This window comes from Pseudomonas wuhanensis, from assembly GCF_030687395.1.
Lineage (GTDB): Bacteria > Pseudomonadota > Gammaproteobacteria > Pseudomonadales > Pseudomonadaceae > Aquipseudomonas > Aquipseudomonas wuhanensis.
The window spans coordinates 5794857-5821562 of sequence record NZ_CP117430.1 but is presented as its reverse complement, the minus strand read 5'-3'; the positions used below and the strand labels follow the sequence as shown (position 1 = coordinate 5821562).

General features: G+C 57.7%; 14 protein-coding genes, 2 tRNA genes and 3 rRNA genes. 15 read left to right on the top strand and 4 right to left on the bottom strand.

From position 1 onward, the window contains the following. Nucleotides 1-2: 2 nt before the first annotated feature. Both PSH88_RS26900 and PSH88_RS26895 read right to left on the bottom strand, forming a co-directional pair. Nucleotides 3-653 carry a TetR/AcrR family transcriptional regulator gene (locus tag PSH88_RS26900; protein ID WP_305423709.1) on the bottom strand — a complete coding sequence of 217 codons (651 nt, stop codon included), beginning with the start codon at nucleotides 651-653 and terminating at the stop codon, nucleotides 3-5. A 183-nt stretch (nucleotides 654-836) separates the two neighbouring features. After that, nucleotides 837-1757: a LysR family transcriptional regulator gene (locus PSH88_RS26895; protein ID WP_008006295.1), complete on the bottom strand. Its 921-nt coding sequence runs from the start codon at nucleotides 1755-1757 to the stop codon at nucleotides 837-839. Between the two features lie 140 nt (nucleotides 1758-1897). Here PSH88_RS26895 and aptA point away from each other — a divergent pair, with 140 nt between their 5' ends. The 13 genes from aptA (at nucleotide 1898) to yfiB (ending at nucleotide 22511) form a co-directional block, all read left to right on the top strand. Beyond that, a complete protein-coding gene (aptA, locus tag PSH88_RS26890) occupies nucleotides 1898-3247 on the top strand; it encodes an omega-aminotransferase AptA (RefSeq protein WP_305423707.1) in 1350 nt (449 codons plus the stop codon). Between the two features lie 64 nt (nucleotides 3248-3311). Then, nucleotides 3312-4805 (top strand): CoA-acylating methylmalonate-semialdehyde dehydrogenase, encoded by a 1494-nt coding sequence (locus tag PSH88_RS26885; RefSeq protein WP_305423706.1) that lies wholly within the window; start codon nucleotides 3312-3314, stop codon nucleotides 4803-4805. Between the two features lie 625 nt (nucleotides 4806-5430). Beyond that, nucleotides 5431-6968 (top strand): 16S ribosomal RNA (locus PSH88_RS26880). A gap of 123 nt (nucleotides 6969-7091) precedes the next feature. Continuing rightward, nucleotides 7092-7168: transfer RNA gene (locus PSH88_RS26875), tRNA-Ile, on the top strand. Nucleotides 7169-7177: 9 nt separating this feature from the next. Then, a tRNA-Ala gene (locus tag PSH88_RS26870) sits at nucleotides 7178-7253 on the top strand. Nucleotides 7254-7482: 229 nt separating this feature from the next. Further along, nucleotides 7483-10372: ribosomal RNA gene (locus PSH88_RS26865) — 23S ribosomal RNA — on the top strand. Nucleotides 10373-10528: 156 nt separating this feature from the next. Then, nucleotides 10529-10644, top strand: a 5S ribosomal RNA gene (gene rrf, locus PSH88_RS26860). The 16S, 23S and 5S rRNA genes sit together here with 2 tRNA genes alongside, the layout of an rRNA operon. 156 nt (nucleotides 10645-10800) lie before the next feature. Continuing rightward, nucleotides 10801-14250, top strand: a complete 3450-nt coding sequence (gene recC, locus PSH88_RS26855; protein WP_305423705.1) for an exodeoxyribonuclease V subunit gamma — start codon at nucleotides 10801-10803, stop codon at nucleotides 14248-14250. Further along, complete coding sequence (gene recB, locus PSH88_RS26850; RefSeq protein ID WP_305423704.1) at nucleotides 14250-17939, top strand: exodeoxyribonuclease V subunit beta; 3690 nt, start codon at nucleotides 14250-14252, stop codon at nucleotides 17937-17939. The genes recC and recB overlap by 1 nt, the downstream gene beginning before the upstream one ends. Beyond that, nucleotides 17936-20044, top strand: coding sequence for an exodeoxyribonuclease V subunit alpha (recD, locus tag PSH88_RS26845; protein ID WP_305483414.1), 2109 nt, complete (start codon nucleotides 17936-17938; stop codon nucleotides 20042-20044). The genes recB and recD overlap by 4 nt, the downstream gene beginning before the upstream one ends. Nucleotides 20045-20161: 117 nt before the next feature. Continuing rightward, entirely contained in the window at nucleotides 20162-20737 is a 576-nt protein-coding gene (gene yfiR, locus PSH88_RS26840; RefSeq protein ID WP_305423702.1) for a regulatory sequestration protein YfiR, read from the top strand. Next, a complete protein-coding gene (gene dgcN, locus PSH88_RS26835) occupies nucleotides 20734-22002 on the top strand; it encodes a diguanylate cyclase DgcN/YfiN (RefSeq protein ID WP_305423700.1) in 1269 nt (422 codons plus the stop codon). The genes yfiR and dgcN overlap by 4 nt, the downstream gene beginning before the upstream one ends. A 5-nt stretch (nucleotides 22003-22007) precedes the next feature. Continuing rightward, nucleotides 22008-22511, top strand: a complete 504-nt coding sequence (yfiB, locus tag PSH88_RS26830; RefSeq protein WP_305423698.1) for an outer membrane lipoprotein YfiB — start codon at nucleotides 22008-22010, stop codon at nucleotides 22509-22511. On the opposite strand, the gene PSH88_RS26825 is transcribed toward yfiB, so the two are convergent. Continuing rightward, nucleotides 22508-23455 carry a LysR family transcriptional regulator gene (locus PSH88_RS26825; RefSeq protein WP_305423696.1) on the bottom strand — a complete coding sequence of 316 codons (948 nt, stop codon included), beginning with the start codon at nucleotides 23453-23455 and terminating at the stop codon, nucleotides 22508-22510. The genes yfiB and PSH88_RS26825 overlap by 4 nt on opposite strands. 162 nt (nucleotides 23456-23617) lie before the next feature. Here PSH88_RS26825 and PSH88_RS26820 point away from each other — a divergent pair, with 162 nt between their 5' ends. After that, the gene (locus PSH88_RS26820; RefSeq protein WP_305423694.1) at nucleotides 23618-25135 is read left to right on the top strand and encodes a CoA-acylating methylmalonate-semialdehyde dehydrogenase; all 1518 of its coding nucleotides are present in this window, start codon (nucleotides 23618-23620) and stop codon (nucleotides 25133-25135) included. 10 nt (nucleotides 25136-25145) lie between these two features. Continuing rightward, nucleotides 25146-26033, top strand: coding sequence for a 3-hydroxyisobutyrate dehydrogenase (gene mmsB, locus PSH88_RS26815; RefSeq protein ID WP_305423693.1), 888 nt, complete (start codon nucleotides 25146-25148; stop codon nucleotides 26031-26033). 229 nt (nucleotides 26034-26262) lie between these two features. Here mmsB and PSH88_RS26810 read toward each other — a convergent pair whose 3' ends face one another. Next, complete coding sequence (locus PSH88_RS26810) at nucleotides 26263-26607, bottom strand: cupin domain-containing protein (protein ID WP_024781087.1); 345 nt, start codon at nucleotides 26605-26607, stop codon at nucleotides 26263-26265. Nucleotides 26608-26706 lie beyond the last annotated feature (99 nt).

The window sequence follows — 26706 nt, the reverse complement described above, 5'->3', positions numbered from 1 at the left end:
TCTTAGATAGCAGGCGTCAGGCCGCAGCCTTTGAGAATGATGCGGATCAGGTTGTTGCCGGCGTCTTCCATGTCTTGCTTGGTCAACTTGGTGCGCCCGGTGACACGGCAGATCTGCGTGGAAAAATCGGCGTAATGCTGGGTGCTGCCCCACAGCAGGAAGATCAGGTGCACCGGGTCGACCGGGTCCATTTTGCCGGCGTCGATCCACGCCTGAAACACCGCCGCCCGGCCCTGAAACCAGATGCGATAGTCCTGGTTGAAATGCGCGCTCAGGCATTCGCCGCCGCTGATGACCTCCATGGCGAAGACCCGCGAAGCCTGTGGCTGGCGCCGGGAGAACTCCATTTTTGCGCGGATGTATCGCGTCAATGCTTCTGCCGGATCATCCTCGACAGTCAGGGTATTGAAGGTGCTGTCCCACAATTCAAGGATGTTACTCAGCACCGCCACGTACAAACCGAGTTTGTTGGTGAAGTAGTAATGCAGATTCGCTTTGGGCAACCCGGCATTCTGCGCGATGGTGTTCATGCTGGTGCCTTTGAACCCGTGACGGGCGAACTCGTCTTCGGCGGCTTTGATGATGGTCTCTTCGTTCTTCTGACGAATGCGGCTGGCGGGTTTGCCGCCGTGGGCTGGGACTTCAAAGGTCATAGGCACTTCCGAACAGGTAAATGGGTGCAACCAGATGCGTTGATAGCGCACCCGCAGGCCGCAGACAAGTCCTGTTGCGATAAAACCTGAACACCATAATCCCTGTGGGAGCGGGCTTGCTCGCGAAGGCGGTGTGTCAGTCGATATTTATGCAACTGACACACCGCCTTCGCGAGCAAGTGTTCAGCGCGTCGCCGCCAGGCTTTCCAAAAAGCTCTCCAGAACCAGATGCGGGCGACGGCCCTTGCGTGTAACCGATGCGAGGCTCAGGTCATAAAAACGTGCCTTGGGTTTCAGCGCACGTAATCTGCCTTGCTGCACCCAAAGGCTGGCGTAGTGATCCGGCAGGTAACCGATGTAGCGCCCGGTCAGAATCAGAAATGCCATACCTTCGCGATCCGATGCACTGGCGGTGCAGTTGAGCGCCTGATAGTGGGCCTGAATCTCGGCGGGTAAGCGGAAAGTCGGGGCGATGGCGTCCTGGCTATTGAGGCGTTCATCGTCCAATTGTTTGTCGTCGACATAGAACAACGGATGGCCGACCGCGCAATACAGCAGCGAGCGTTCGCTGTAGAGCGGTTGATATTCCAGCCCCGATAGCGCGCTGGCTTGCGGCACCACGCCGACATGCAAGCGACCGTCGAGCACGCCTTGTTCGACTTCATTGGGCGCGATCATGCGGATCTGGATCTGTACGTCCGGGCCACGCTCCTTCAACTGCGCCAGGGCATGAGTAATGCGCATATGGGGCAGGGTGACCAGGTTGTCAGTCAGGCCGATGGTCAACTCACCGCGCAAGTGTTGGTGGAGGCCGTTGACCTCGGTGCGGAAACTTTCCAGCGCACTTAATAGTTGCAGCGCTGATTGGTAGACCTCGCGGCCTTCTTCGGTCAGGGAAAAACCGGCGCGACCTCGCTGGCACAGACGCAGGCCCAGGCGTTGCTCCAGATCGCTCATCTGCTGGCTGATCGCCGAGCGACCGATCCCCAGCACCGATTCTGCCGCGGAGAAGCCGCCGCATTCCACGACACTGCGAAAAATCCGCAACAGGCGGATATCAAAGTCACTGACTTGCGCCAGCGGATCGGGACGACGGCTGCTCATGCTTTGTTTACTCAAAGTTTAGTAGCTGGCTGACTGAAGGTTAGAAAAGTTGGATTTCATCGACTTTATCCCCGTGGCAATTTAGCTGCAAGAACGCTTTTGATCTCCACGCCGCTTATTTGCTCTGCGAGGTTTTGCCCATGAACGTGCCTGAAAACGCCCCGACTTCCCTGGCCAGCCAGCTCAAGCTCGATGCTCACTGGATGCCCTACACCGCGAACCGCAATTTCCAGCGCGACCCGCGACTGATCGTGGCGGCCGAGGGCAGTTGGCTGACAGACGACAAGGGCCGCAAGGTCTACGATTCGCTCTCGGGTCTGTGGACCTGCGGCGCCGGGCACACCCGCAAGGAAATCCAGGAAGCGGTGGCCAAGCAATTGGGCACCCTCGATTACTCGCCGGGCTTCCAGTACGGTCATCCGCTGTCGTTCCAGTTGGCCGAGAAAATCACCGACCTGACCCCAGGCAATCTGAATCACGTGTTCTTCACCGACTCGGGTTCCGAGTGTGCGGACACGGCGGTGAAAATGGTTCGTGCCTACTGGCGCCTGAAAGGCCAGGCGACCAAGACCAAGATGATTGGTCGCGCTCGTGGTTATCACGGCGTGAACATCGCCGGCACCAGCCTCGGCGGCGTGAACGGCAACCGCAAACTGTTCGGTCAGGCGATGATGGATGTCGATCATCTTCCGCACACCTTGTTGGCGAGCAATGCTTTCACTCGTGGCATGCCGGAGCAGGGTGGTATCGCGCTGGCGGATGAATTGCTCAAGCTGATCGAACTGCACGATGCCTCGAACATCGCAGCGGTATTCGTCGAGCCATTGGCCGGCTCCGCTGGCGTGCTGGTTCCGCCGCAGGGGTACCTCAAGCGTCTGCGCGAGATCTGCGATCAGCACAACATCCTGCTGGTGTTCGACGAAGTGATCACCGGTTTCGGTCGTACCGGTTCGATGTTCGGTGCCGACAGCTTTGGTGTGACGCCGGACCTGATGTGCATTGCCAAGCAAGTCACCAACGGCGCGATCCCGATGGGCGCAGTGATTGCCAGCTCCGAGATCTATCAGACCTTCATGAACCAGGCGACGCCTGAGTACGCGGTGGAATTCCCGCACGGCTACACCTATTCCGCACACCCGGTGGCTTGCGCCGCAGGCTTGGCAGCACTCGACCTGCTGCAAAAGGAAAATCTGGTGCAGAGCGTGGCGGAGATCGCACCGCATTTCGAAAACGCACTGCACGGTGTGAAGGGCAGCAAGAACGTCATCGACATTCGTAACTACGGGTTGGCCGGTGCTATCCAGATTGCGCCTCGCGACGGCGATGCCATCGTTCGTCCGTTCGAAGCCGGCATGGCGCTGTGGAAAGCCGGGTTCTACGTGCGCTTCGGCGGCGACACCCTGCAGTTCGGCCCAACCTTCAACAGCAAGCCGCAAGACCTCGATCGCCTGTTCGACGCGGTCGGCGAAGTGCTGAACAAGATCGACTGATTTTTCCCTCTCTATAAAGGCGTCCTTTAGCGGGCGCCTGTGGACAACTTTTCAGGAGCCCCGCATGAGCCTTATCCCGCATTTGATCAATGGCGAACTGGTGACCGAAGACGGTCGTACGGCCGACGTGTTCAACCCGTCCACCGGTCAGGCGATCCATAAGCTGCCATTGGCCAGCCGTGAAACCATTCAAAAAGCCATCGACTCGGCCAAAGCTGCGTTTCCGGCCTGGCGTAATACTCCGCCGGCCAAGCGTGCTCAGGTGATGTTCCGCTTCAAGCAATTGCTGGAACAGAACGAAGCCCGCATCGCCCAACTGATCAGTGAAGAACATGGCAAGACCCTGGAAGATGCGGCCGGTGAATTGAAGCGCGGGATCGAGAACGTCGAGTTCGCCTGTGCTGCACCGGAAATTCTCAAGGGCGAGTACAGCCGTAACGTTGGGCCGAACATTGATGCCTGGTCGGATTTCCAGCCATTGGGCGTGGTGGCCGGTATTACCCCGTTCAACTTCCCGGCCATGGTGCCGCTGTGGATGTATCCGCTGGCGATCGTCTGCGGTAACTGCTTTATCCTCAAACCGTCCGAGCGCGATCCAAGCTCGACGCTACTGATTGCTCAGTTGCTGTTGGAAGCCGGCCTGCCGAAAGGCGTGCTGAGTGTGGTGCATGGCGACAAGGCTGCGGTGGATGCCTTGATTGAAGCGCCGGAAGTCAAAGCCCTGAGCTTTGTCGGCTCGACGCCGATTGCCGAATACATCTACGCCGAAGGCACCAAGCGAGGCAAACGTGTCCAGGCGCTGGGCGGGGCGAAAAACCACGCGGTATTGATGCCGGATGCGGATCTGGATAACGCAGTCAGCGCATTGATGGGCGCGGCGTACGGTTCGTGCGGTGAGCGCTGCATGGCGATCTCGGTGGCCGTGTGCGTCGGTGATCAGGTGGCCGATGCGTTGGTGGCCAAACTGACTCCGCAGATCAAGGCGTTGAAAATCGGTGCCGGTACGACCTGTGGCCTGGATATGGGACCGCTGGTTTCCGGTCAGGCTCGCGATAAAGTCAGTGGCTATATAGAAGACGGCGTTTCAGCAGGTGCGACTTTGGTGGTGGATGGTCGTGGTCTGAGCGTGGCCGGTCATGAGGAAGGTTTCTTCCTGGGCGGTTGTCTGTTCGATAACGTCACGCCAGAAATGCGCATCTATAAAGAAGAGATCTTTGGGCCAGTGCTGTGCGTTGTTCGGGTCAACAGCCTGGAAGAAGCGATGCAACTGATCAACGATCACGAATATGGCAATGGCACCTGCATCTTTACCCGTGATGGGGAAGCGGCGCGGTTGTTCTGCGATGAGATTGAAGTGGGCATGGTCGGCGTCAACGTGCCGTTGCCGGTGCCAGTGGCTTATCACAGCTTTGGCGGTTGGAAGCGTTCGCTGTTTGGCGATTTGCATGCGTATGGTCCGGATGGCGTGCGTTTCTACACTCGTCGCAAGGCTATTACCCAGCGCTGGCCGCAGCGAGCGAGCCATGAAGCTTCACAATTCGCATTCCCTAGCTTGTAAGTAGAAGGGAAGAAGGCCGACCTCTTGAGGTCGGCCTTCGTGTTTTCGGGGTTTTTGGGCTTATATGACAGAAATGTGAAAATTGGTGTTGACGGCAGATTCTGGAAGTCTATAATTCGCCCCACTTCCGGCGCAGTCGAAACGGAAAACTCCTTGGTAAACAAAGAGTTACGCGATTTTCGGCAGTGGTTACGCTTCAGTTCATCGAAGCCAGAAGGAGTTGGTAGGGCAGTGTGTTTTCGCCTTATCGACGGTTCGATCTTCTCGGTCGAAAGCGGAGAAAAAGAGGTGTTGACAGCAGCGAGTAACGCTGTAGAATTCGCCTCCCGCTAACGAGAGATCGGAAGCGCAAGTGGTTGAAGTTGCAAAGGAAACTTTGAAAGCTTCTGAAAATAACCGCTTGACAGCAACAGAGGCTGCTGTAGAATGCGCGCCTCGGTTGAGACGAAAGATCTTAACCAACCGCTCTTTAACAACTGAATCAAGCAATTCGTGTGGGTGCTTGTGGAGTCAGACTGATAGTCAACAAGATTATCAGCATCACAAGTTACTCCGCGAGAAATCAAAGATGTAACCAACGATTGCTGAGCCAAGTTTAGGGTTTCTTAAAAACCCAAAGATGTTTGAACTGAAGAGTTTGATCATGGCTCAGATTGAACGCTGGCGGCAGGCCTAACACATGCAAGTCGAGCGGCAGCACGGGTACTTGTACCTGGTGGCGAGCGGCGGACGGGTGAGTAATGCCTAGGAATCTGCCTGGTAGTGGGGGATAACGCTCGGAAACGGACGCTAATACCGCATACGTCCTACGGGAGAAAGCAGGGGACCTTCGGGCCTTGCGCTATCAGATGAGCCTAGGTCGGATTAGCTAGTTGGTGAGGTAATGGCTCACCAAGGCGACGATCCGTAACTGGTCTGAGAGGATGATCAGTCACACTGGAACTGAGACACGGTCCAGACTCCTACGGGAGGCAGCAGTGGGGAATATTGGACAATGGGCGAAAGCCTGATCCAGCCATGCCGCGTGTGTGAAGAAGGTCTTCGGATTGTAAAGCACTTTAAGTTGGGAGGAAGGGCAGTTACCTAATACGTAATTGTTTTGACGTTACCGACAGAATAAGCACCGGCTAACTCTGTGCCAGCAGCCGCGGTAATACAGAGGGTGCAAGCGTTAATCGGAATTACTGGGCGTAAAGCGCGCGTAGGTGGTTCGTTAAGTTGGATGTGAAATCCCCGGGCTCAACCTGGGAACTGCATTCAAAACTGACGAGCTAGAGTATGGTAGAGGGTGGTGGAATTTCCTGTGTGCGGTGAAATGCGTAGATATAGGAAGGAACACCAGTGGCGAAGGCGACCACCTGGACTGATACTGACACTGAGGTGCGAAAGCGTGGGGAGCAAACAGGATTAGATACCCTGGTAGTCCACGCCGTAAACGATGTCAACTAGCCGTTGGGAGCCTTGAGCTCTTAGTGGCGCAGCTAACGCATTAAGTTGACCGCCTGGGGAGTACGGCCGCAAGGTTAAAACTCAAATGAATTGACGGGGGCCCGCACAAGCGGTGGAGCATGTGGTTTAATTCGAAGCAACGCGAAGAACCTTACCAGGCCTTGACATCCAATGAACTTTCCAGAGATGGATTGGTGCCTTCGGGAACATTGAGACAGGTGCTGCATGGCTGTCGTCAGCTCGTGTCGTGAGATGTTGGGTTAAGTCCCGTAACGAGCGCAACCCTTGTCCTTAGTTACCAGCACGTAATGGTGGGCACTCTAAGGAGACTGCCGGTGACAAACCGGAGGAAGGTGGGGATGACGTCAAGTCATCATGGCCCTTACGGCCTGGGCTACACACGTGCTACAATGGTCGGTACAGAGGGTTGCCAAGCCGCGAGGTGGAGCTAATCCCATAAAACCGATCGTAGTCCGGATCGCAGTCTGCAACTCGACTGCGTGAAGTCGGAATCGCTAGTAATCGCGAATCAGAATGTCGCGGTGAATACGTTCCCGGGCCTTGTACACACCGCCCGTCACACCATGGGAGTGGGTTGCACCAGAAGTAGCTAGTCTAACCTTCGGGAGGACGGTTACCACGGTGTGATTCATGACTGGGGTGAAGTCGTAACAAGGTAGCCGTAGGGGAACCTGCGGCTGGATCACCTCCTTAATCGACGACATCAGCTGCTCCATAAGTTCCCACACGAATTGCTTGATTCATTGAAGAAGACGATAGAAGCAGCTTTAAGCTCCAAGCTGATAGCTCAACGCTAACAGTTACGCGCTCGAAATTGGGTCTGTAGCTCAGTTGGTTAGAGCGCACCCCTGATAAGGGTGAGGTCGGCAGTTCGAATCTGCCCAGACCCACCAATTTTGTATGGGGCCATAGCTCAGCTGGGAGAGCGCCTGCCTTGCACGCAGGAGGTCAACGGTTCGATCCCGTTTGGCTCCACCATTAACTGCTTCGAAACGTTTGAGAGTTTAGAAATGAATATTCCGGTGTGAATATTGATTTCTAGTCTTTTGATTAGATCGTTCTTTAAAAATTTGGGTATGTGATAGAAAGATAGACTGATGGCCACTTTCACTGGTGGTGATCAGGCTAAGGTAAAATTTGTGAGTTTAATCGCGAATTTTCGGCGAATGTCGTCTTCACAGTATAACCAGATTGCTTGGGGTTATATGGTCAAGTGAAGAAGCGCATACGGTGGATGCCTTGGCAGTCAGAGGCGATGAAAGACGTGGTAGCCTGCGAAAAGCTTCGGGGAGTCGGCAAACAGACTTTGATCCGGAGATGTCTGAATGGGGGAACCCACCTAACATAAGTTAGGTATCTTAAGCTGAATACATAGGCTTAAGAAGCGAACCAGGGGAACTGAAACATCTAAGTACCCTGAGGAAAAGAAATCAACCGAGATTCCCTTAGTAGTGGCGAGCGAACGGGGACTAGCCCTTAAGTGGCTTTGAGATTAGCGGAACGCTCTGGAAAGTGCGGCCATAGTGGGTGATAGCCCTGTACGCGAAAATCTCTTGGCCATGAAATCGAGTAGGACGGAGCACGAGAAACTTTGTCTGAATATGGGGGGACCATCCTCCAAGGCTAAATACTACTGACTGACCGATAGTGAACTAGTACCGTGAGGGAAAGGCGAAAAGAACCCCGGAGAGGGGAGTGAAATAGATCCTGAAACCGTATGCGTACAAGCAGTGGGAGCCCACTTTGTTGGGTGACTGCGTACCTTTTGTATAATGGGTCAGCGACTTATTTTCAGTGGCGAGCTTAACCGAATAGGGGAGGCGTAGCGAAAGCGAGTCTTAATAGGGCGTCTAGTCGCTGGGAATAGACCCGAAACCGGGCGATCTATCCATGGGCAGGTTGAAGGTTGGGTAACACTAACTGGAGGACCGAACCGACTACCGTTGAAAAGTTAGCGGATGACCTGTGGATCGGAGTGAAAGGCTAATCAAGCTCGGAGATAGCTGGTTCTCCTCGAAAGCTATTTAGGTAGCGCCTCATGTATCACTGTGAGGGGGTAGAGCACTGTTTCGGCTAGGGGGTCATCCCGACTTACCAAACCGATGCAAACTCCGAATACCTACAAGTGCCGAGCATGGGAGACACACGGCGGGTGCTAACGTCCGTCGTGAAAAGGGAAACAACCCAGACCGTCAGCTAAGGTCCCAAAGTTATGGTTAAGTGGGAAAACGATGTGGGAAGGCTTAGACAGCTAGGAGGTTGGCTTAGAAGCAGCCACCCTTTAAAGAAAGCGTAATAGCTCACTAGTCGAGTCGGCCTGCGCGGAAGATGTAACGGGGCTCAAACCATACACCGAAGCTACGGGTATCACTTAGGTGATGCGGTAGAGGAGCGTTCTGTAAGCCTGTGAAGGTGAGTTGAGAAGCTTGCTGGAGGTATCAGAAGTGCGAATGCTGACATGAGTAACGACAATGGGTGTGAAAAACACCCACGCCGAAAGACCAAGGTTTCCTGCGCAACGTTAATCGACGCAGGGTTAGTCGGTCCCTAAGGCGAGGCTGAAAAGCGTAGTCGATGGAAAACAGGTTAATATTCCTGTACTTCTGGTTATTGCGATGGAGGGACGGAGAAGGCTAGGCCAGCTTGGCGTTGGTTGTCCAAGTTTAAGGTGGTAGGCTGGAATCTTAGGTAAATCCGGGATTCTAAGGCCGAGAGCTGATGACGAGTGTTCTTTTAGAACACGAAGTGGTTGATGCCATGCTTCCAAGAAAAGCTTCTAAGCTTCAGGTAACCAGGAACCGTACCCCAAACCGACACAGGTGGTTGGGTAGAGAATACCAAGGCGCTTGAGAGAACTCGGGTGAAGGAACTAGGCAAAATGGCACCGTAACTTCGGGAGATGCGCCGGTGAGGGTGAAGCATTTACTGCGTAAGCCCACGCCGGTCGAAGATACCAGGCCGCTGCGACTGTTTATTAAAAACACAGCACTCTGCAAACACGAAAGTGGACGTATAGGGTGTGACGCCTGCCCGGTGCCGGAAGGTTAATTGATGGGGTTAGCTAACGCGAAGCTCTTGATCGAAGCCCCGGTAAACGGCGGCCGTAACTATAACGGTCCTAAGGTAGCGAAATTCCTTGTCGGGTAAGTTCCGACCTGCACGAATGGCGTAACGATGGCGGCGCTGTCTCCACCCGAGACTCAGTGAAATTGAAATCGCTGTGAAGATGCAGTGTATCCGCGGCTAGACGGAAAGACCCCGTGAACCTTTACTATAGCTTTGCACTGGACTTTGAATTTGCTTGTGTAGGATAGGTGGGAGGCTTTGAAGCGTGGACGCCAGTTCGCGTGGAGCCAACCTTGAAATACCACCCTGGCAACTTTGAGGTTCTAACTCAGGTCCGTTATCCGGATCGAGGACAGTGTATGGTGGGTAGTTTGACTGGGGCGGTCTCCTCCTAAAGAGTAACGGAGGAGTACGAAGGTGCGCTCAGACCGGTCGGAAATCGGTCGTAGAGTATAAAGGCAAAAGCGCGCTTGACTGCGAGACAGACACGTCGAGCAGGTACGAAAGTAGGTCTTAGTGATCCGGTGGTTCTGTATGGAAGGGCCATCGCTCAACGGATAAAAGGTACTCCGGGGATAACAGGCTGATACCGCCCAAGAGTTCATATCGACGGCGGTGTTTGGCACCTCGATGTCGGCTCATCACATCCTGGGGCTGAAGCCGGTCCCAAGGGTATGGCTGTTCGCCATTTAAAGTGGTACGCGAGCTGGGTTTAGAACGTCGTGAGACAGTTCGGTCCCTATCTGCCGTGGACGTTTGAGATTTGAGAGGGGCTGCTCCTAGTACGAGAGGACCGGAGTGGACGAACCTCTGGTGTTCCGGTTGTCACGCCAGTGGCATTGCCGGGTAGCTATGTTCGGAATAGATAACCGCTGAAAGCATCTAAGCGGGAAACTAGCCTCAAGATGAGATCTCACTGGGACCTTGAGTCCCCTGAAGGGCCGTCGAAGACTACGACGTTGATAGGTTGGGTGTGTAAGCGCTGTGAGGCGTTGAGCTAACCAAACTAATTGCCCGTGAGGCTTGACCATATAACACCCAAGCAATTTGCTGACCTGAAGAGGCACCAGATTGCGGTGTGTGAAGACGAAACGAACCGAAAGTTCGAGAAACAAACACACAAACTATCGCATACCCATTCGCTGGAGCGTGACCTCGCAAGAGAACACGAGCTGGCTACCGAATTTCTTGACGACCATAGAGCATTGGAACCACCTGATCCCATCCCGAACTCAGCAGTGAAACGATGCATCGCCGATGGTAGTGTGGGGTTTCCCCATGTGAGAGTAGGTCATCGTCAAGATTAAATTCCGAAACCCCTATCTGCGTATGCAGGTAGGGGTTTTGTTTTGCCCGCAGGAAAGTTCGTACAGCATCATCGGACCGCTCCCGGCTGTCACAGTCTGCCGACAGTGCTAAGGTTCGGCCCTAGCTTTTGTATTTTCCCAAGGAAGCCTTTATGCCGGACGCTACGTCCCTCAGTGCTGGTTTTATGGTGGTTCACGGCAACCGCCTGGACGAGTTGCGCAGCCTGGTGGTCAGCTGGATGCGGCGCTACCCGCTGGCTCCCTTGGAAAATGAAATCGCCCTGGTACAGAGCAACGGCATCGCCCAATGGCTGAAGCTGGCATTGGCCGAAGACCCTGAAGATGACGACATGGGCGGCTGCGGAATCGCCGCAGCCATCGACGTGCAGTTACCGGGCAGCTTCATGTGGCAGCTTTATCGCATGGTGCTGGGACGTGATGAAATTCCGGTCAAATCCCTGCTCGATAAAGCCCCACTGACCTGGCGTCTGATGCGCCTGCTACCACAGTTGATCAACCAACCGCACTTCGAACCCCTGCAGCGCTTTCTTACCCATGACACCGACTTACGTAAACGCTATCAATTGGCGGAGCGACTGGCGGATCTGTTTGACCAATATCAGGTCTACCGTGCCGACTGGCTCGAAGACTGGGCAGAAGGTCGTCATCAGTTACGAAATGGCAGAGGCGAGGCCAAAGCCCTGACCCCGGCCAACTGCTGGCAGGCGGAGCTGTGGCGTGCGCTGTTGCTGGATGTCGGTGAACAAGGCATGGCGCAAAGCCGCGCAGGTGTGCACCAACGCTTTATCGAGCGCATCAATAGTCTTGATGCAGCCCCCAGCGGATTACCTTCACGGGTGATCGTTTTCGGGATTTCTTCACTGCCTGCTCAAGCCCTGGAAGCTCTTGCCGGGTTGGCTCGATTCAGCCAGGTCTTGCTGTGCGTACACAACCCATGTCGTCACCATTGGGCGGACATCGTCGCCGATAAAGATCTGTTGCGACATCAGTACAAGCGCCAGGCTCGCAAGAGCGGCATGCCGATTGTGCTCGACTCGCAAACGCTCCATCAGCATGCCCACCCGCTACTGGCTGCGTGGGGTAAGCAGGGGCGGGACTACATTAATCTGCTCGACAGCTACGACGATCCTAATAGTTATCGCTCGGCGTTTCGCGACGGGCGCATCGACCTTTTCAGCGAAAACCAGCCACTGAACATGCTCAATCAGTTGCAGGACGACATCCTGGAGTTGCGTCCCCTGAACGAGACTCGCGAGCGTTGGCCTGCTGTCGATCTGAAAAAGGACGAATCGATCCGTTTTCACATTGCCCATAGCGCTCAACGCGAAGTGGAGATCCTCCACGATCAGTTGCTCGCGCGATTCAGTGCTGACCCAGACCTGAGGCCGCGCGACGTAATCGTGATGGTCCCGGACATCGACAGTTACGCCCCGCACATCCGCGCTGTCTTTGGTCAGCTTGATCGCTTTGATCCGCGCTTCATTCCTTTCACACTTGCGGATCAAGGCCAGCGCGGCCGGGATCCGCTATTGATCGCTGTCGAACATCTGCTCAAACTGCCCGACAGTCGCTTCCCTGTCAGCGAAATCCTCGATCTGTTGGACGTTCCGGCATTACGCGCTCGGTTTGGCGTAGAGGAACGTGACCTGCCCACTCTGCATCGCTGGATTGAAGGCGCAGGTATCCGGTGGGGGATGAACGCCGAGCAGCGCGCGGGTCTGGGGCTGCCTGAAGAGCTGGAGCAAAACAGTTGGCGTTTCGGTCTGCGACGGATGCTGCTGGGTTATGCCGTGGGCAGCGCCAGTGCCTGCGAGGGGATCGAACCCTACGACGAGATTGGTGGTCTGGATGCAGCACTCATAGGTCCCTTGGTGGCATTGTTGGATGCGCTGGAAATTGCCCACCAGGAACTCACTCAACCTGCAGCGCCCAAACAATGGGGCTCGCGGTTGCAAGCTTTGGTGCAGTTATTCTTCCTGGCCAGCAACGAGCATGACGACTATTTGTTGGCCCGACTCGAAGAGCTGCGCGAGACCTGGCTTGAAATCTGCGAGTCCGTAGGCTTGCAGGACGAGTTACCACTGACCGTAGTCCGTGAAGCCTGGTTGGCCGGTCTCGACCAAGGTCGCTTGTCTCAGCGTTTTCTTGCAGGTGCCGTCAACTTCTGTACCTTGATGCCCATGCGAGCGATCCCGTTCAAACTGGTCTGCCTGCTGGGCATGAATGACGGCGATTACCCTCGCGCGCAGCCGCCCCTGGATTTCGACCTGATGGGCAGCGACTACCGCCCCGGCGATCGTTCCCGACGCGAAGATGATCGCTATCTGTTGCTGGAAGCATTGTTGTCGGCACGCGATCAACTCTATATCAGCTGGGTTGGCCGTAGTATTCGGGACAACAGCGAGCGCCCTGCTTCGGTGTTGATAGGGCAGTTGCGTGACCATCTCGGCAGCGGCTGGCGACTGCACGATGACAATGATGAGCTGCTTGAGTCCATGACTCAGGAACATCCGCTGCAACCTTTCAGCCATCGCTACTTTCATGAGGGCGATGAACTATTCAGCTACGCCAGCGAATGGCAGGTTCTTCATCAAGCCAGTGATTTGGCGACTGATATCGAAGTGCTTGAACCCTACGTCCAGGACGAACCGCTGAGCCTGGGTCAGCTGCAGGATTTTCTGCGCAACCCTGTACGACATTTCTTCAGTCAGCGGCTCAAAGTGTTCTTCGAAGCTGCCGAAGTGCCTTTGGCAGATGAAGAGCCATTTGTACTCGACGCGCTGCAGCGCTATAGCCTTAGCGACAGCTTGCTCGCAGCGGCACTGGGGCAATTGGACCATACCGATCAGGCACTGGAGGCGCAGGCAAAACGCCTGCAAAACAGCGGGCTTTTGCCCATGGCCGGTTTTGGTGAATGTCTTCAGCGAGAGTTGATCGAACCGCTGCCAGATCTGCTACAGCGCTATCAGCAAATTCTGGCGTTATGGCCAACCCCGCTCACCAGCGCGTTGCCGGTGAGTCTGGAACTACAAGGATTGCGTCTGGAGGGCTGGCTCAGTGGCCTGCATCAACGCGCAGATGGCGGATTGTTGTCGGTGACTACGATTCCCAACAGTATTGGTTCGATCAAGTCCCGCAAATGGCATCGCCTGACGCGACCTTGGATCAATCACCTGGTGGCCTGTGCCAGCGGCATGCCGATGACAACCGCGTTGGTGGCCAGCGACGACAGTTTGCTGCTCGGTCCGATGGAGGAGGCTGCAGCAACCCGGGTTCTGGGCGATCTGTTGTTGGCCTGGCAAACGGGCATGCGCCAGCCGCTGCCGATTGCAGTAAAAACAGCCTTCGCCCGGCTCGCTCAAACCGACCCGGCCAAAGCTGACGCTGCTGCCCGCAAGGCCTATGAAGGCGACGGCCAGACCACTGACGGCGAGCGCCGCGAAAGCCCGGCGCTTGCTCGGCAATTCGCCGATTACGATGCACTGATTGCCGACGAGACCTTCCCCGATTGGTGCGACGCTTTGTATCGGCCGCTGTTTGAGGCCTCCTGGCGTTCATCGACCAGCGAGGACGCGCGCTAATGACCACAAAAACACCGCTGGCCCTGGCATTCCCTCTGCATGGCAGCCAACTGATTGAGGCCAGCGCCGGGACCGGCAAGACCTTCACCATTTCTGCGCTGTACTTGCGCCTGGTTCTTGGTCACGGCGGTGAGTCGAGTGGTTTTGGCCGTGAATTGCTGCCGCCGCAAATCCTCGTGGTGACCTTCACCGATGCCGCGACCAAAGAGCTGCGCGAACGTATTCGCACACGGCTGGCTGAAGCCGCACGGTTTTTCCGCGATGAGGCACCGGCGCCGGATGGCCTCATTGCCGAGTTGCGCGAGCAGTACCTCCCCGAACAGTGGTCCGGCTGTGCAAACCGCCTGGACATCGCCGCCCAGTGGATGGACGAAGCAGCCGTTTCGACCATCCACAGTTGGTGCCAACGCATGTTGCGCGAACATGCGTTCGACAGTGGCAGCCTGTTCACCCAGACCCTGGAAACTGATCACAGCGATTTGCTCGGCGAAGTCCTGCGCGATTACTGGCGACTGTTCTGCTATCCAATGCAAGGCGATGCATTGAACTGGGTTCGCGGCAACTGGGGTGGCCCGGCGGCGTTGCTGCCGCGAGTGCGTGGGTTGTTCGCCAGCGAGCGTGACAGTGTTGAAGGTAAAGAGCCTGCCGAGTTGATTGCCGAGTGCCTGCAGGAGCGACGGGCCGCTTTGCTCGAACTCAAAATGCCCTGGCGCCAATGGGCCGATGAGTTGCTTGCCATCTGTCACCAGGGTGTCGCAAGCAAGAGCGTCGATGGCCGCAAGATGCAGCCACGCTACTTCGAACCCTGGTTCGAAAAGCTCCGGGCCTGGGCCGAAGATGAGTCTCTCGAGCAACTGGACATTGGCACCGGCTTCACTCGCCTGACTCCCGATGGCATGGCTGAAGCCTGGAAGGGTGAAGCTCCTCGTCATCCCGGTCTCGATGCGATGCCCGGTCTCAAGACCCGTCTCGATGGTTTGCCGACCCCCGATGCCGCCGTGCTGCAACACGCCGCGCATTGGGTGGGTGCTCGGTTCGAGGAAGAAAAGCGTCGCCGCGCGGAAATGGGCTTCGATGACATGCTGCTGCGCCTCGATGCGGCTTTGCAGTCCGAAGGCGGTGAGCGCCTGGCGACCCTGATCCGCGAGCAGTTCCCGGTCGCGTTGATCGACGAATTCCAGGACACCGACCCGGTGCAGTATCGAATCTTCGAGAGCATTTATCGGATCGAAGACAACAATCCTGAAACCGGTCTGTTTCTGATCGGCGACCCGAAGCAGGCGATCTATGCCTTCCGCGGAGCCGATATCTATACCTACCTGCGCGCTCGCCAGGCCACCACTGGCCGCCTGCATACCCTGGGCACCAACTTTCGCTCCAGTCATGGCATGGTCAGTGCGGTAAACCATGTGTTCGAGCGTGCTGAATCTCGTGAGCAGGGACGCGGAGCATTCCTGTTTCGTGAAAAAAATGGCGAGAACCCGGTACCGTTCCTGCCCGTCGAATCCCAGGGGCGCAAAGAAGTCCTGCAGATTGACGGTCAGGTTGTGCCTGCCCTGAACATCTGGCACCTGTCCGCTGATCAGCCTCTGTCTGGCGCGGTGTATCGACAACAATTGGCCGCCGCCTGCGCCAGTGAAATCACCGCGTTGCTCAATGGCGGCCAGCAAGGCCGTGCGGGTTTCATCCAGGACGGTAAGGACTTCAAAGGTCTGCTGCCATCGGATATCGCGATTCTGGTGCGCGACGGCAAAGAGGCCCAGGCCGTGCGTGGTGAACTTTCGGCCCGCGGCGTGCGCAGTGTTTACCTGTCAGACAAGGACTCCGTGTTTGCTGCGCAGGAAGCTCATGACCTGCTGACCTGGCTCAAGGCGTGTGCCGAGCCGGATGTCGAGCGTCCCCTCCGCGCCGCGCTGGCCTGCATCACGCTGAACCTTTCGCTAACTGAGCTGGAGCGGCTGAATCAGGATGAGCTGGCCTGGGAAGCACGTGTCATGCAGTTCCGCGGTTATCGCGAGCTATGGCGCAAGCAAGGCGTGCTGCCAATGCTGCGACGTCTGCTGCACGACTTCCGACTGCCCCAGGCGTTGATCGCGCGTACCGATGGCGAGCGGGTGCTGACCAACCTGCTGCACCTGTCCGAGCTGCTACAGCAGGCCGCCGCCGAGCTTGATGGCGAGCAAGCGCTGATCCGTCATTTGTCCGAGCATCTGGCATTGTCCGGTCAGGCAGGCGAAGAACAAATCCTGCGTCTGGAAAGCGACGAGCAACTGGTCAAGGTTGTGACCATCCACAAATCCAAAGGGCTGGAATATCCGTTGGTGTTTCTGCCGTTCATTTGCTCGGCAAAACCGGTGGATGGCAGCCGTTTGCCGTTGTATTACCACGACGCGACGGGCAAGGCTCAAGTGAGCTTGAAGCCTACGCCGGAGTTGGTCGCCCAGGCCGATGATGAGCGCTTGGCCGAGGATCTTCGGCTGCTTTATGTCGCCCTGACCCGGGCACAACATGCCTGCTGGCTCGGTGTGACTGACCTCAAGCGCGGCAATAACAACGGCTCAACGTTGCACCTTTCAGCATTGGGTTATCTGCTGGGCGGTGGTGCGCCATTGGCCGAGTCGGCAGGGTTGCGGCGTTGGCTGGAAGATTTGCAGCAGGACTGCCCGGCGCTGAACTACGGTGAAATGCCTGAAGCGAGCGCCGAGCATTACCATCCACCGCGCAATGAAGCGACCTTGCTTGCGCCGCTGATACCCAAGCGCAAGGCCAGCGAAAACTGGTGGATCGCCTCCTACAGCGCCTTGCGCATTGGTGACAGCCTGAGCGTGGGCAGTGACGAAGCCCCGGAGAGCCCGCAAGCACAAAAGCTTTTTGACGACGAACGTCTCGATCCGCAAGCGCCGCGAGAAGTGATCGCTGGCGGCGCTGATATCCATCGATTCCCTCGCGGGCCGAATCCTGGCACTTTTCTCCATGGATTGCTCGAGTGGGCCGGTGACGAAGGTTTTGCCGCTGCACCACAAACTTTAGAAGACGCCATCGCCCGCCGCTGCAATCGCCGTGGCTGGGAAGGCTGGATCACGACGTTGAGTGACTGGCTACAGCACTTGCTCAAATCCCCACTGCACATTGGTGGCGGGCAGGCACCGGTGGTGTTCGAGCAACTGACCCAATATCGGGTCGAGATGGAGTTCTGGTTCGCCAGTCACAAAGTCGATGTGCTCAAACTCGATGAACTGGTGCGCCAATACACCCACAACGGCGTAGCCAGGGTGGCCGCCGAACCGGTGCTGCTCAATGGCATGTTCAAAGGCTTCATCGACCTGACGTTCGAGCACGACGATCGTTATTACGTCGCCGACTACAAATCCAACTGGCTGGGTGTCGATGACGCGGCCTATACCGAGCAGGCCATGGAGCAGTCGATTCTCGATAACCGTTACGACCTGCAATATGTGTTGTACCTGCTCGCCCTGCATCGCCAGCTCAAGGCACGGCTGGTCGATTACGATTACGATCGGCATGTCGGTGGGGCGTTGTATCTATTCCTTCGCGGTACTCGCGCGGCCAGCCAGGGCGTATATTTCGCCCGTCCGCCGCGGGAGCTGATCGAGCGTCTGGACCGGTTGTTCCAGGGCAAGCCAGAGCCCAAGGCCGAACCCGCCTGGGAACAGGGAGTACTGCTATGAGCCGCACCTTCGCCGATTTGCTACCCACGCCGTTGGCGGCCGAAAGTCTGGCGGATCTGGCCCCCTTGAGTCGTGCAGATGACTTGTTGCTGCTGCTCACGCGCTGGGTCGAGCGCGGTTGGCTGCGGGCGCTGGACAAGGCCTTCGTGGCCTTTCTCCACGAGCTCGCCCCCGACGATGATCCGCTGGTGCTACTGGCTGCGGCGTTGACCAGTCACCAGTTGGGTCACGGCCATGTTTGCCTGGATCTGTTCGAAACGCTGAAAGAGCCGGACTTCGCTCTGTCGCTGCCGCCGGAAGGTGATCTGCAAAGTGGCGCGATGTTGCTGCCGTCGCAATTGCTCGAGGCGCTGGAGGGGGCTCATTGGTGCAAGGTCCTGGCGTCCAGCACCCTGGTGGCTCTGGCGGTCGACGGTCGTGAGGCCGCACAGCACCGGCCGTTGGTGCTGTCGGGTAAACGACTGTACCTGCGCCGCTATTGGGCTTACGAACGGCGCATCGACAACGCCCTGCGTCAGCGCCTGGCGGCACATGAAACAACACCGAATGATTTGCCCCAACGCCTGACCGGACTGTTCGGTCCAGCCAGGCCTGATGAAGTGATCGACTGGCAGAAACTCGCTTGTGCCCTGGCTACCCGCAGAGCATTCAGCATCGTCACCGGTGGCCCGGGAACCGGCAAGACCACTACGGTCGTGCGCTTGCTCGCATTGCTACAAGCACCCGCGGTGGAGGCCGGCAAACCGCTACGCATTCGTCTCGCGGCACCCACTGGCAAAGCTGCTGCACGATTGACCGAGTCCATCAGCCAGCAGGTTCAAACCCTGGAAGTTGCTGAAACAGTGCGGGAGAAGATCCCGTCGGATGTGACCACCGTGCACCGTTTACTCGGCAGTCGTCCTGGCACCCGGCATTTTCGGCACCACGCCGGCAATCGCTTGCCGCTGGATGTATTGGTGGTGGACGAAGCCTCGATGATCGACCTGGAAATGATGGCCAATCTGCTCGACGCATTGCCGGCCCATGCTCGTCTGGTGTTGCTCGGTGACAAGGATCAACTGGCATCGGTAGAAGCCGGTGCCGTCCTGGGCGACCTGTGTCGCGATGCCGAAGCCGGTTGGTACAGCCTGCAGACCCGTCAGTGGCTGGAGGCGGTCAGCGGTGAAAGCCTCCGTAGCAGCGGTTTGCACGAAGACATCAACGGAACGCACCCCCTGGCTCAGCAAGTCGTGATGCTGCGTCACTCACGGCGCTTCGGCGAGGGCAGCGGCATTGGTCAGTTGGCCCGTTGGGTCAACCGGCAGCAACCCGAGGAAGCCCGCACGTTATTGGCGGCTGGAAGCCATGACGACGTATTTTCCCTGCCTCTCAAGGGGGAGCAGGACCGGGCGTTGGAGCGGTTGTTGCTCGAAGGTCATGGCGAGGGGCCGCAAGGTTATCGGCATTACCTGAGCCTTTTGCGCAGTCAGCGACCACCGCTCAACAGCCCGCTCGATGATCCACGCTGGGCCGAATGGGCTCGAGGGGTGCTGCAAGCTTTCGACGCCTTCCAGTTATTGTGCGCGGTACGCAAAGGGCCTTGGGGTGTGGAAGGCTTGAATCAGCGTGTGACCGACGCGCTGCTCAAGGCTCGGCTGATCGACAGCGATCACCAGTGGTACGAAGGTCGGCCCGTGCTGATGACCCGCAACGACTATGGCCTGGGTTTGATGAACGGCGACATTGGCATTGCCCTCAAGTTGCCGGAACGTGAGGGCCCCGAGGCTGGTCGGCAAGTACTGCGTGTGGCCTTCCCGCGCAACGATGGCCAGGGCGGTGTGCGTTTTGTCCTGCCAAGCCGACTCAATGATGTCGACACCGTGTACGCCATGACCGTACACAAATCCCAAGGCTCGGAGTTTGCCCATACGGCGCTGATTCTGCCGGACGCCCTGAACCCTGTGCTCACCAAGGAACTGATCTATACCGGAATAACCCGGGCCAAACACTGGTTCACCCTGATTGAGCCTCGCGCCGGCGTATTCGAAGAGGCCGTGCGGCGCAAGGTCAAGCGCTTGAGCGGGTTGATGCTGGAGTTGGGAGAGGGTATCGAATCGGGTCACTGAAAAAAGGGTGCAGACGACGGAATCTGTCCGAAGTGCCGTGGCGCGTGGCCTCGCTGGTGTTTCGGTGCTGTGCTATCGTTGCGGCATCATTTCGTTGCGATCGAAGAGAATCCCTGCATGAAGGTGGCTGTCTTGGCGACAGAGCGCGTTGTTGGCTGCAAGCAAGTGCTGCTTGCCGGCCTTCTCTGTTTGTTGACGGGCGTTGCCTTCGCTCAGCCGGAAACTGCCTTGAGCAAAGCCGACCAGCGCGCCAGATCGGTCACTCAGGTGGTGCTCGGGATCCTCAGTTATGCCCGGTGGCCTGTTGAGCCTCAACAGCTTCGTCTGTGTGTGGTCGGCCCCACCGAATACACCGACGACTTGGTCAAGGGCACCACCCAGGCCACTGGTCGGCCTGTCACCGTGCGACGGCTTTTGGCCGACAACCCGGCCATTGCCGGGGAATGCGATGCGGTGTACATCGGCAAGTTGACCAGCGACGAACGTAGTCGGCTATTCGCCTCGCTGACAGGACGCCCGGTGGTGAGCATCAGCGAAGGCGGCGATCAGTGCACCGTCGGCAGTCTGTTCTGTTTGCGGGTCGGCGATGAACAAGTGTCCTTCGAGGTCAACCTCGACTCGGTTGCCCGCAGCGGTGTGCGCATCCATCCCAGTGTGCTGCAACTGTCGCGTCGCAAACCGGCGGCACCATGAGTCTATTCAAATCTCGTCTACGTCCGACCCTGGGGTCGGTTATCGGCCGTGGACATTTGATCGTCGCCCTGGTGGGCGTGGCCATGGCCAGTGTTTCATTGACCCTGCTGGGGGTCCTGGCCTTGCGGGTTTATGCCGATCACAACTTGCATCTGATCGCCCGCTCAATCAATTACACCGTGGAAGCCGCGGTGGTGTTCAACGATAAGGTCGCCGCCACCGAAGCGCTGGCATTGATCGCATCCACCGAAGAAGTGGCCGATGCACAGGTGATGGATGAGCAAGGCGAGTTACTTGCACGTTGGCAACGACCGGAATCGGGATTGTTGTCCGATCTTGAAGTGCAGATCGCCCGGGTGATTCTGGAAAAACCCATCAGCATGCCGATCGTCCATCAAGGTCAGGAAATCGGCAGCATTCTGCTCATCGGTCATGGCGGCAACCTGATGCGCTTTTTGCTCAGCGGTCTGATGGGGATCGTTTTGTGTACCGCCGTCAGTGCCTGGGTTGCGCTCTATCTGGCGCGGCGGCAATTGCGGGGGATCATCGGCCCGTTGCGTAGCCTGGCTGCCGTGGCTCACGCCGCCCGCAGCGAGCGAGCCTTCGACCAGCGCGTGCCGCCCGCCGACATTGCCGAACTCGACAACCTGGGCAACGACTTCAATGCCTTGCTCGATGAACTCGTATCCTGGCAGACGCACCTGCAAAACGAAAACGAAACCCTGGCCCACCAGGCCAGCCATGACAGCCTGACCGGACTGCCCAATCGAGCGTTTTTCGAAGGTCGCCTGATGCGTGTCTTGCGCAATGCCCGCAAGTTGGATGAGCGAGTGGCCGTGCTGTTTCTCGACAGCGACCGGTTCAAGGAAATCAACGATAACTTCGGCCATGCTGCCGGCGATGCGGTGCTGGTCGCCGTGGCAACCCGGGTTCGTGCACAACTGCGTGAAGAGGACCTGGTCGCGCGTCTGGGCGGCGACGAGTTTGCAATCCTGCTCACACCGCTGCACAAGGCCGAAGACGCCGAACGGATTGCTGACAAAATCATCGCCAGTATGGAAATGCCAATCCAGTTGCCGGGCAGTACCCAGGTGTTGACTTCACTCAGTATCGGCATCGCCGTGTACCCCGATCATGGGGTTACACCGGGTGAGTTGCTCGATGCTGCCGACGCCGCGATGTACCAGGCCAAACGCCTTTCCCGAGGCGCACAGCAAACGGCAGGGGCGGAGCTCCCTGTCGCCCATGTTCAAACCAGGAGCTAATTTCTGTGTTCACCTTCAATCAGCGTTCTCTGCGACTTTTCACGATCACCCTGTTCCTGGCCTTGCTGGCATTGACCGGTTGCCAGACGGCATCGCAAAAGGGTCTGACCCCGGCGCAGATCGCTGTGCTCAAGCAGCAAGGTTTCGAAATGACGGATGATGGCTGGGCCTTTGGCCTGTCAGGCAAAGTTTTGTTCGGCAGTGATGTTGAGAGTCTCAACCCCGCCAGTACCGAGATCGTCGAGCGTATTGGCAAGGCGTTATTAAGTGTGGAAATCGAGCGCGTGAGAATCGACGGCCACACCGATGCTTCAGGCCAAGAGTCCTATAACGAACAGCTTTCCCTGCGACGGGCGAAAAGCGTCGGCAAGGTTCTGGCCGCAGTCGGCATAAAAGAAGAAAATATCCAACTGCGCGGCCTGGGCAGCAGTAAGCCCGTCGCTTCCAACGACACCGCGGTTGGACGCACCGAGAACCGTCGGGTGTCGATCGTGGTGAGCGCGGACTAATCGGCGAACACCATCTCCCGACTTTCCCCCATTAACAGTGCTTGATTCTGCTCGGTGACCCCACGGATGTAATCCCACAACAGGGTAATCCGCTTGAGCTTGCGCAAGTCCTCCCGGCAGTACATCCAGAACTGCCGGGTGATGGTGATCTCTTGCGGCAACACCGGCAGTAATCGCGGGTCCTGAGCTGCCAGGAAGCACGGCAGAATCGCCAGTGACCGTCCCTGCTGAGCGGCCACGAACTGCGCGATCACGCTGGTGCTGCGCAGATTGGCACTGGCACCGGGCAACACATTTGCCAGGTACAGCAGCTCCGAGCTGAACGCCAGATCGTCCACATAACTGATGAATTGATGCTTGCCCAAGTCTGCCGGGCGGCGGATCGGTGGGTGCTTGTCCAGATAATCCTGGGTCGCATACAGCTGCAATCGGTAGTCGCAGAGCTTGCAGCAGACATACGGGCCGTGCTCCGGCCGCTCCAGCGCGATGACGATGTCTGCCTCGCGCTTGGACAGGCTGATGAAGTGCGGTAACGGCAGGATGTCCACCGAGATCGCCGGGTAGGCGTCGACGAAATGACTTAGCTGCGGGGTGATGAAAAAGCTGCCGAACCCTTCGGTGCAGCCCATGCGCACATGCCCGGACAACGCCACGCCTGAGCCCGAAACCTGCTCGCAGGCCATGTGCAGAGTGCTTTCGATCGACTCGGCGTAACCCAGCAGCCGCTGGCCCTCGGCAGTCAGGACGAAACCGCTGGTGCGGGACTTTTCGAACAGCAACGTGCCCAACGAGGCTTCCAGCGAACTGATGCGTCGCGACACGGTGGTGTAGTCCACCGCCAGGCGCTTGGCCGCGGTGCTGGCCTTGCGAGTGCGGGCAACCTCGAGGAAAAACTTGAGGTCATCCCAGTTCAACGAGCCTAAAGACGTGATGTTTTTTTGCATGATGGACCGGCTTTTATGTGCGTTCTTATTAGAAGTTTGCACATCTATACTCCAAAAACAGTCCGACAACCAATTCGCGACACACGCCTCATTCCAAGGCGACTTTCTCGCCTTGGCTCCCAAGATAGCTCTCTAAATAAGAACAACGTCCCGGAGACCGACATGAACGCATCGCAAGAAACCACCGTACAGAAGGTCAAGCTGTTGATCGATGGCGAGTGGGTCGAATCGCAAACCACCGAATGGCACGACATCGTTAACCCGGCGACCCAACAAGTGTTGGCTAAAGTCCCATTCGCTACAGCCGCCGAAGTCGATGCCGCCATCAGTGCCGCCCATCGCGCCTTCCAGACCTGGAAGCTGACGCCGATCGGCGCGCGGATGCGCATTATGCTCAAGCTTCAGGCGTTGATTCGCGAACACTCCAAGCGTATTGCCGTGGTGCTCAGCAACGAGCAAGGCAAAACCATCGCTGACGCTGAAGGCGATATCTTCCGCGGCCTGGAAGTGGTCGAACACGCCTGCTCCATTGGTAGCCTGCAAATGGGCGAGTTTGCCGAGAACGTCGCTGGCGGTGTCGACACCTACACCCTGCGTCAGCCGATTGGTGTCTGTGCCGGCATTACCCCGTTCAATTTCCCGGCGATGATTCCGCTGTGGATGTTCCCGATGGCCATCGCCTGCGGCAACACCTTCGTGCTCAAGCCGTCCGAGCAGGATCCGATGTCGACCATGCTGTTGGTGGAACTGGCCATCGAAGCCGGGATTCCGCCGGGCGTACTCAATGTCGTTCATGGCGGCAAGGATGTGGTGGATGCGCTTTGCACCCACAAGGACATCAAGGCTGTTTCGTTCGTCGGTTCGACTGCGGTCGGCACGCACGTCTATGACCTGGCCGGTAAACACGGCAAGCGCGTGCAATCGATGATGGGCGCCAAGAACCATGCGGTTGTGCTGCCCGATGCCAATCGTGAGCAAGCCCTCAATGCCCTGGTCGGCGCCGGTTTCGGTGCGGCCGGGCAACGCTGCATGGCCACCTCGGTGGTGGTGCTGGTGGGCGCGGCCAAGCAATGGCTGCCAGACCTGAAAGCGCTGGCGCAGAAACTCAAGGTCAATGCTGGCAGCGAGCCGGGCACCGATGTGGGGCCGGTGATTTCCAAGCGAGCCAAGGCGCGGATTCTTGAGCTGATCGAAAGCGGTATCAAGGAAGGCGCCAAGCTCGAACTGGACGGTCGCGACATCAGCGTTCCGGGTTACGAGCAGGGCAACTTTGTAGGCCCGACTCTGTTCTCCGGCGTAACCCCTGAGATGCAGATTTATACCCAGGAAATCTTCGGCCCGGTGCTGGTGGTGCTGGAAGTCAACACGCTCGATGAGGCCATCGCCCTGGTCAACGCCAACCCGTTCGGTAACGGCACGGGTTTGTTCACCCAGAGCGGTGCGGCGGCGCGTAAATTCCAGTCGGAAATCGACGTTGGCCAGGTCGGCATCAACATCCCGATCCCGGTGCCGGTACCGTTCTTCAGTTTCACCGGTTCCCGTGGTTCGAAGCTCGGCGACCTCGGTCCGTATGGCAAGCAAGTGGTGCAGTTCTACACTCAAACCAAGACCGTCACTGCGCGCTGGTTCGACGACGACAGCGTCAACGACGGTGTGAACACCACCATCCACTTGCGTTAAGGAGCCGGACATGAAAATCGCTTTTATCGGTCTCGGCAACATGGGCGCGCCGATGGCGCGCAACCTGATCAAGGCCGGCCATTCACTGCGCCTGGTCGACCTGAACAAAGCTGTGCTGGCAGAGCTCGAACAATTGGGCGGCAGCATCAGCGCTTCGGCACGTGAAGCGGCTCAAGATGCAGAGTTGGTGATTACCATGCTGCCAGCCGCTGTGCATGTGCGCAGCGTCTGGCTGGGCGAAGATGGTGTGTTGGCGGGAATCGCCAAGGGCGTGCCCGCAGTGGATTGCAGCACCATCGATCCGCAGACGGCGCGCGACGTTGCCGCAGCGGCTGCCAAGCAAGGCGTGGCCATGGCCGATGCCCCGGTTTCTGGCGGCACCGGCGGTGCCGCGGCCGGGACGCTGACTTTCATGGTCGGCGCCACGCCTGAACTGTTCGCGACCCTGCAACCAGTGCTGGCGCAGATGGGCCGTAACATCGTTCACTGTGGCGAAGTCGGCACCGGGCAAATCGCCAAAATCTGCAATAACCTGCTGCTGGCGATTTCCATGGTCGGCGTCAGCGAAGCCATGGCCTTGGGCGATGCGCTGGGGATCGACACGACGGTGCTGGCAGGGATCATCAACAGTTCCACCGGGCGTTGCTGGAGTTCGGAGATGTACAACCCGTGGCCGGGTATCGTCGAAACGGCGCCGGCCTCGCGCGGGTACACCGGCGGTTTCGGTGCCGAACTGATGCTCAAGGACCTGGGGCTGGCCACTGAGGCGGCACGTCAGGCGCACCAACCGGTGATGCTCGGCGCGGTGGCGCAGCAGTTGTATCAGGCGATGAGCCAGCGTGGGGAGGGTGGCAAGGACTTCTCGGCGATTATCAACAGCTATCGCAAGCCCCAATAAGGGACTTCCAGAAGCTGTGGCGAAGGAGCTTTTGTGGCGAGGGAGCTTGCTCCCGTCCGGCTGCGAAGCAGTCGTAAGTCCTGAGCATGCGGTGTATTGGAAACACCGCATCAGCTTGTTGGGTTCGCTTCGCGAACCAGCAGGAGCAAGCTCCCTCGCCACAAGGGATGCGCATTCCAATCAGATTTTTGCCGAGAGCCCACGTCGGGTGGTCTCTCGGTTTTTTGCATCAGGCAAACACGAAATACTTGCGCACGGTCTCAACCACTTCCCACGTGCCTTTCATGCCTGGCTCGATGACGAAAATGTCACCGGCGCGCAGATGGATAGGCTCCATGCCTTCCGGCGTGATGATGCAGTAGCCTTCCTGGAAGTGGCAGTATTCCCACTTCACGTATTCCACGTACCACTTGCCCGGCGTGCAGATCCACGTGCCCATGATCTTGCTGCCATCTTCGCTGGTGTACGCGTTGAGGTTGACGGTGTGCGGGTCGCCTTCGAGTTTTTCCCATTTGCAGGCGTCGAGCACGGGCAGCGGGTGAGTGTCGCGAAGAACGGTAATCGGTGCGGTCATGATGACTCCGGGCAGTGGGCTCAAGAACTGAAGTCGCACCCTATAGCGCCCATACACCGTTCAGTTGTCTGTATTCGACATTGAGCTGTCCAGAAACGC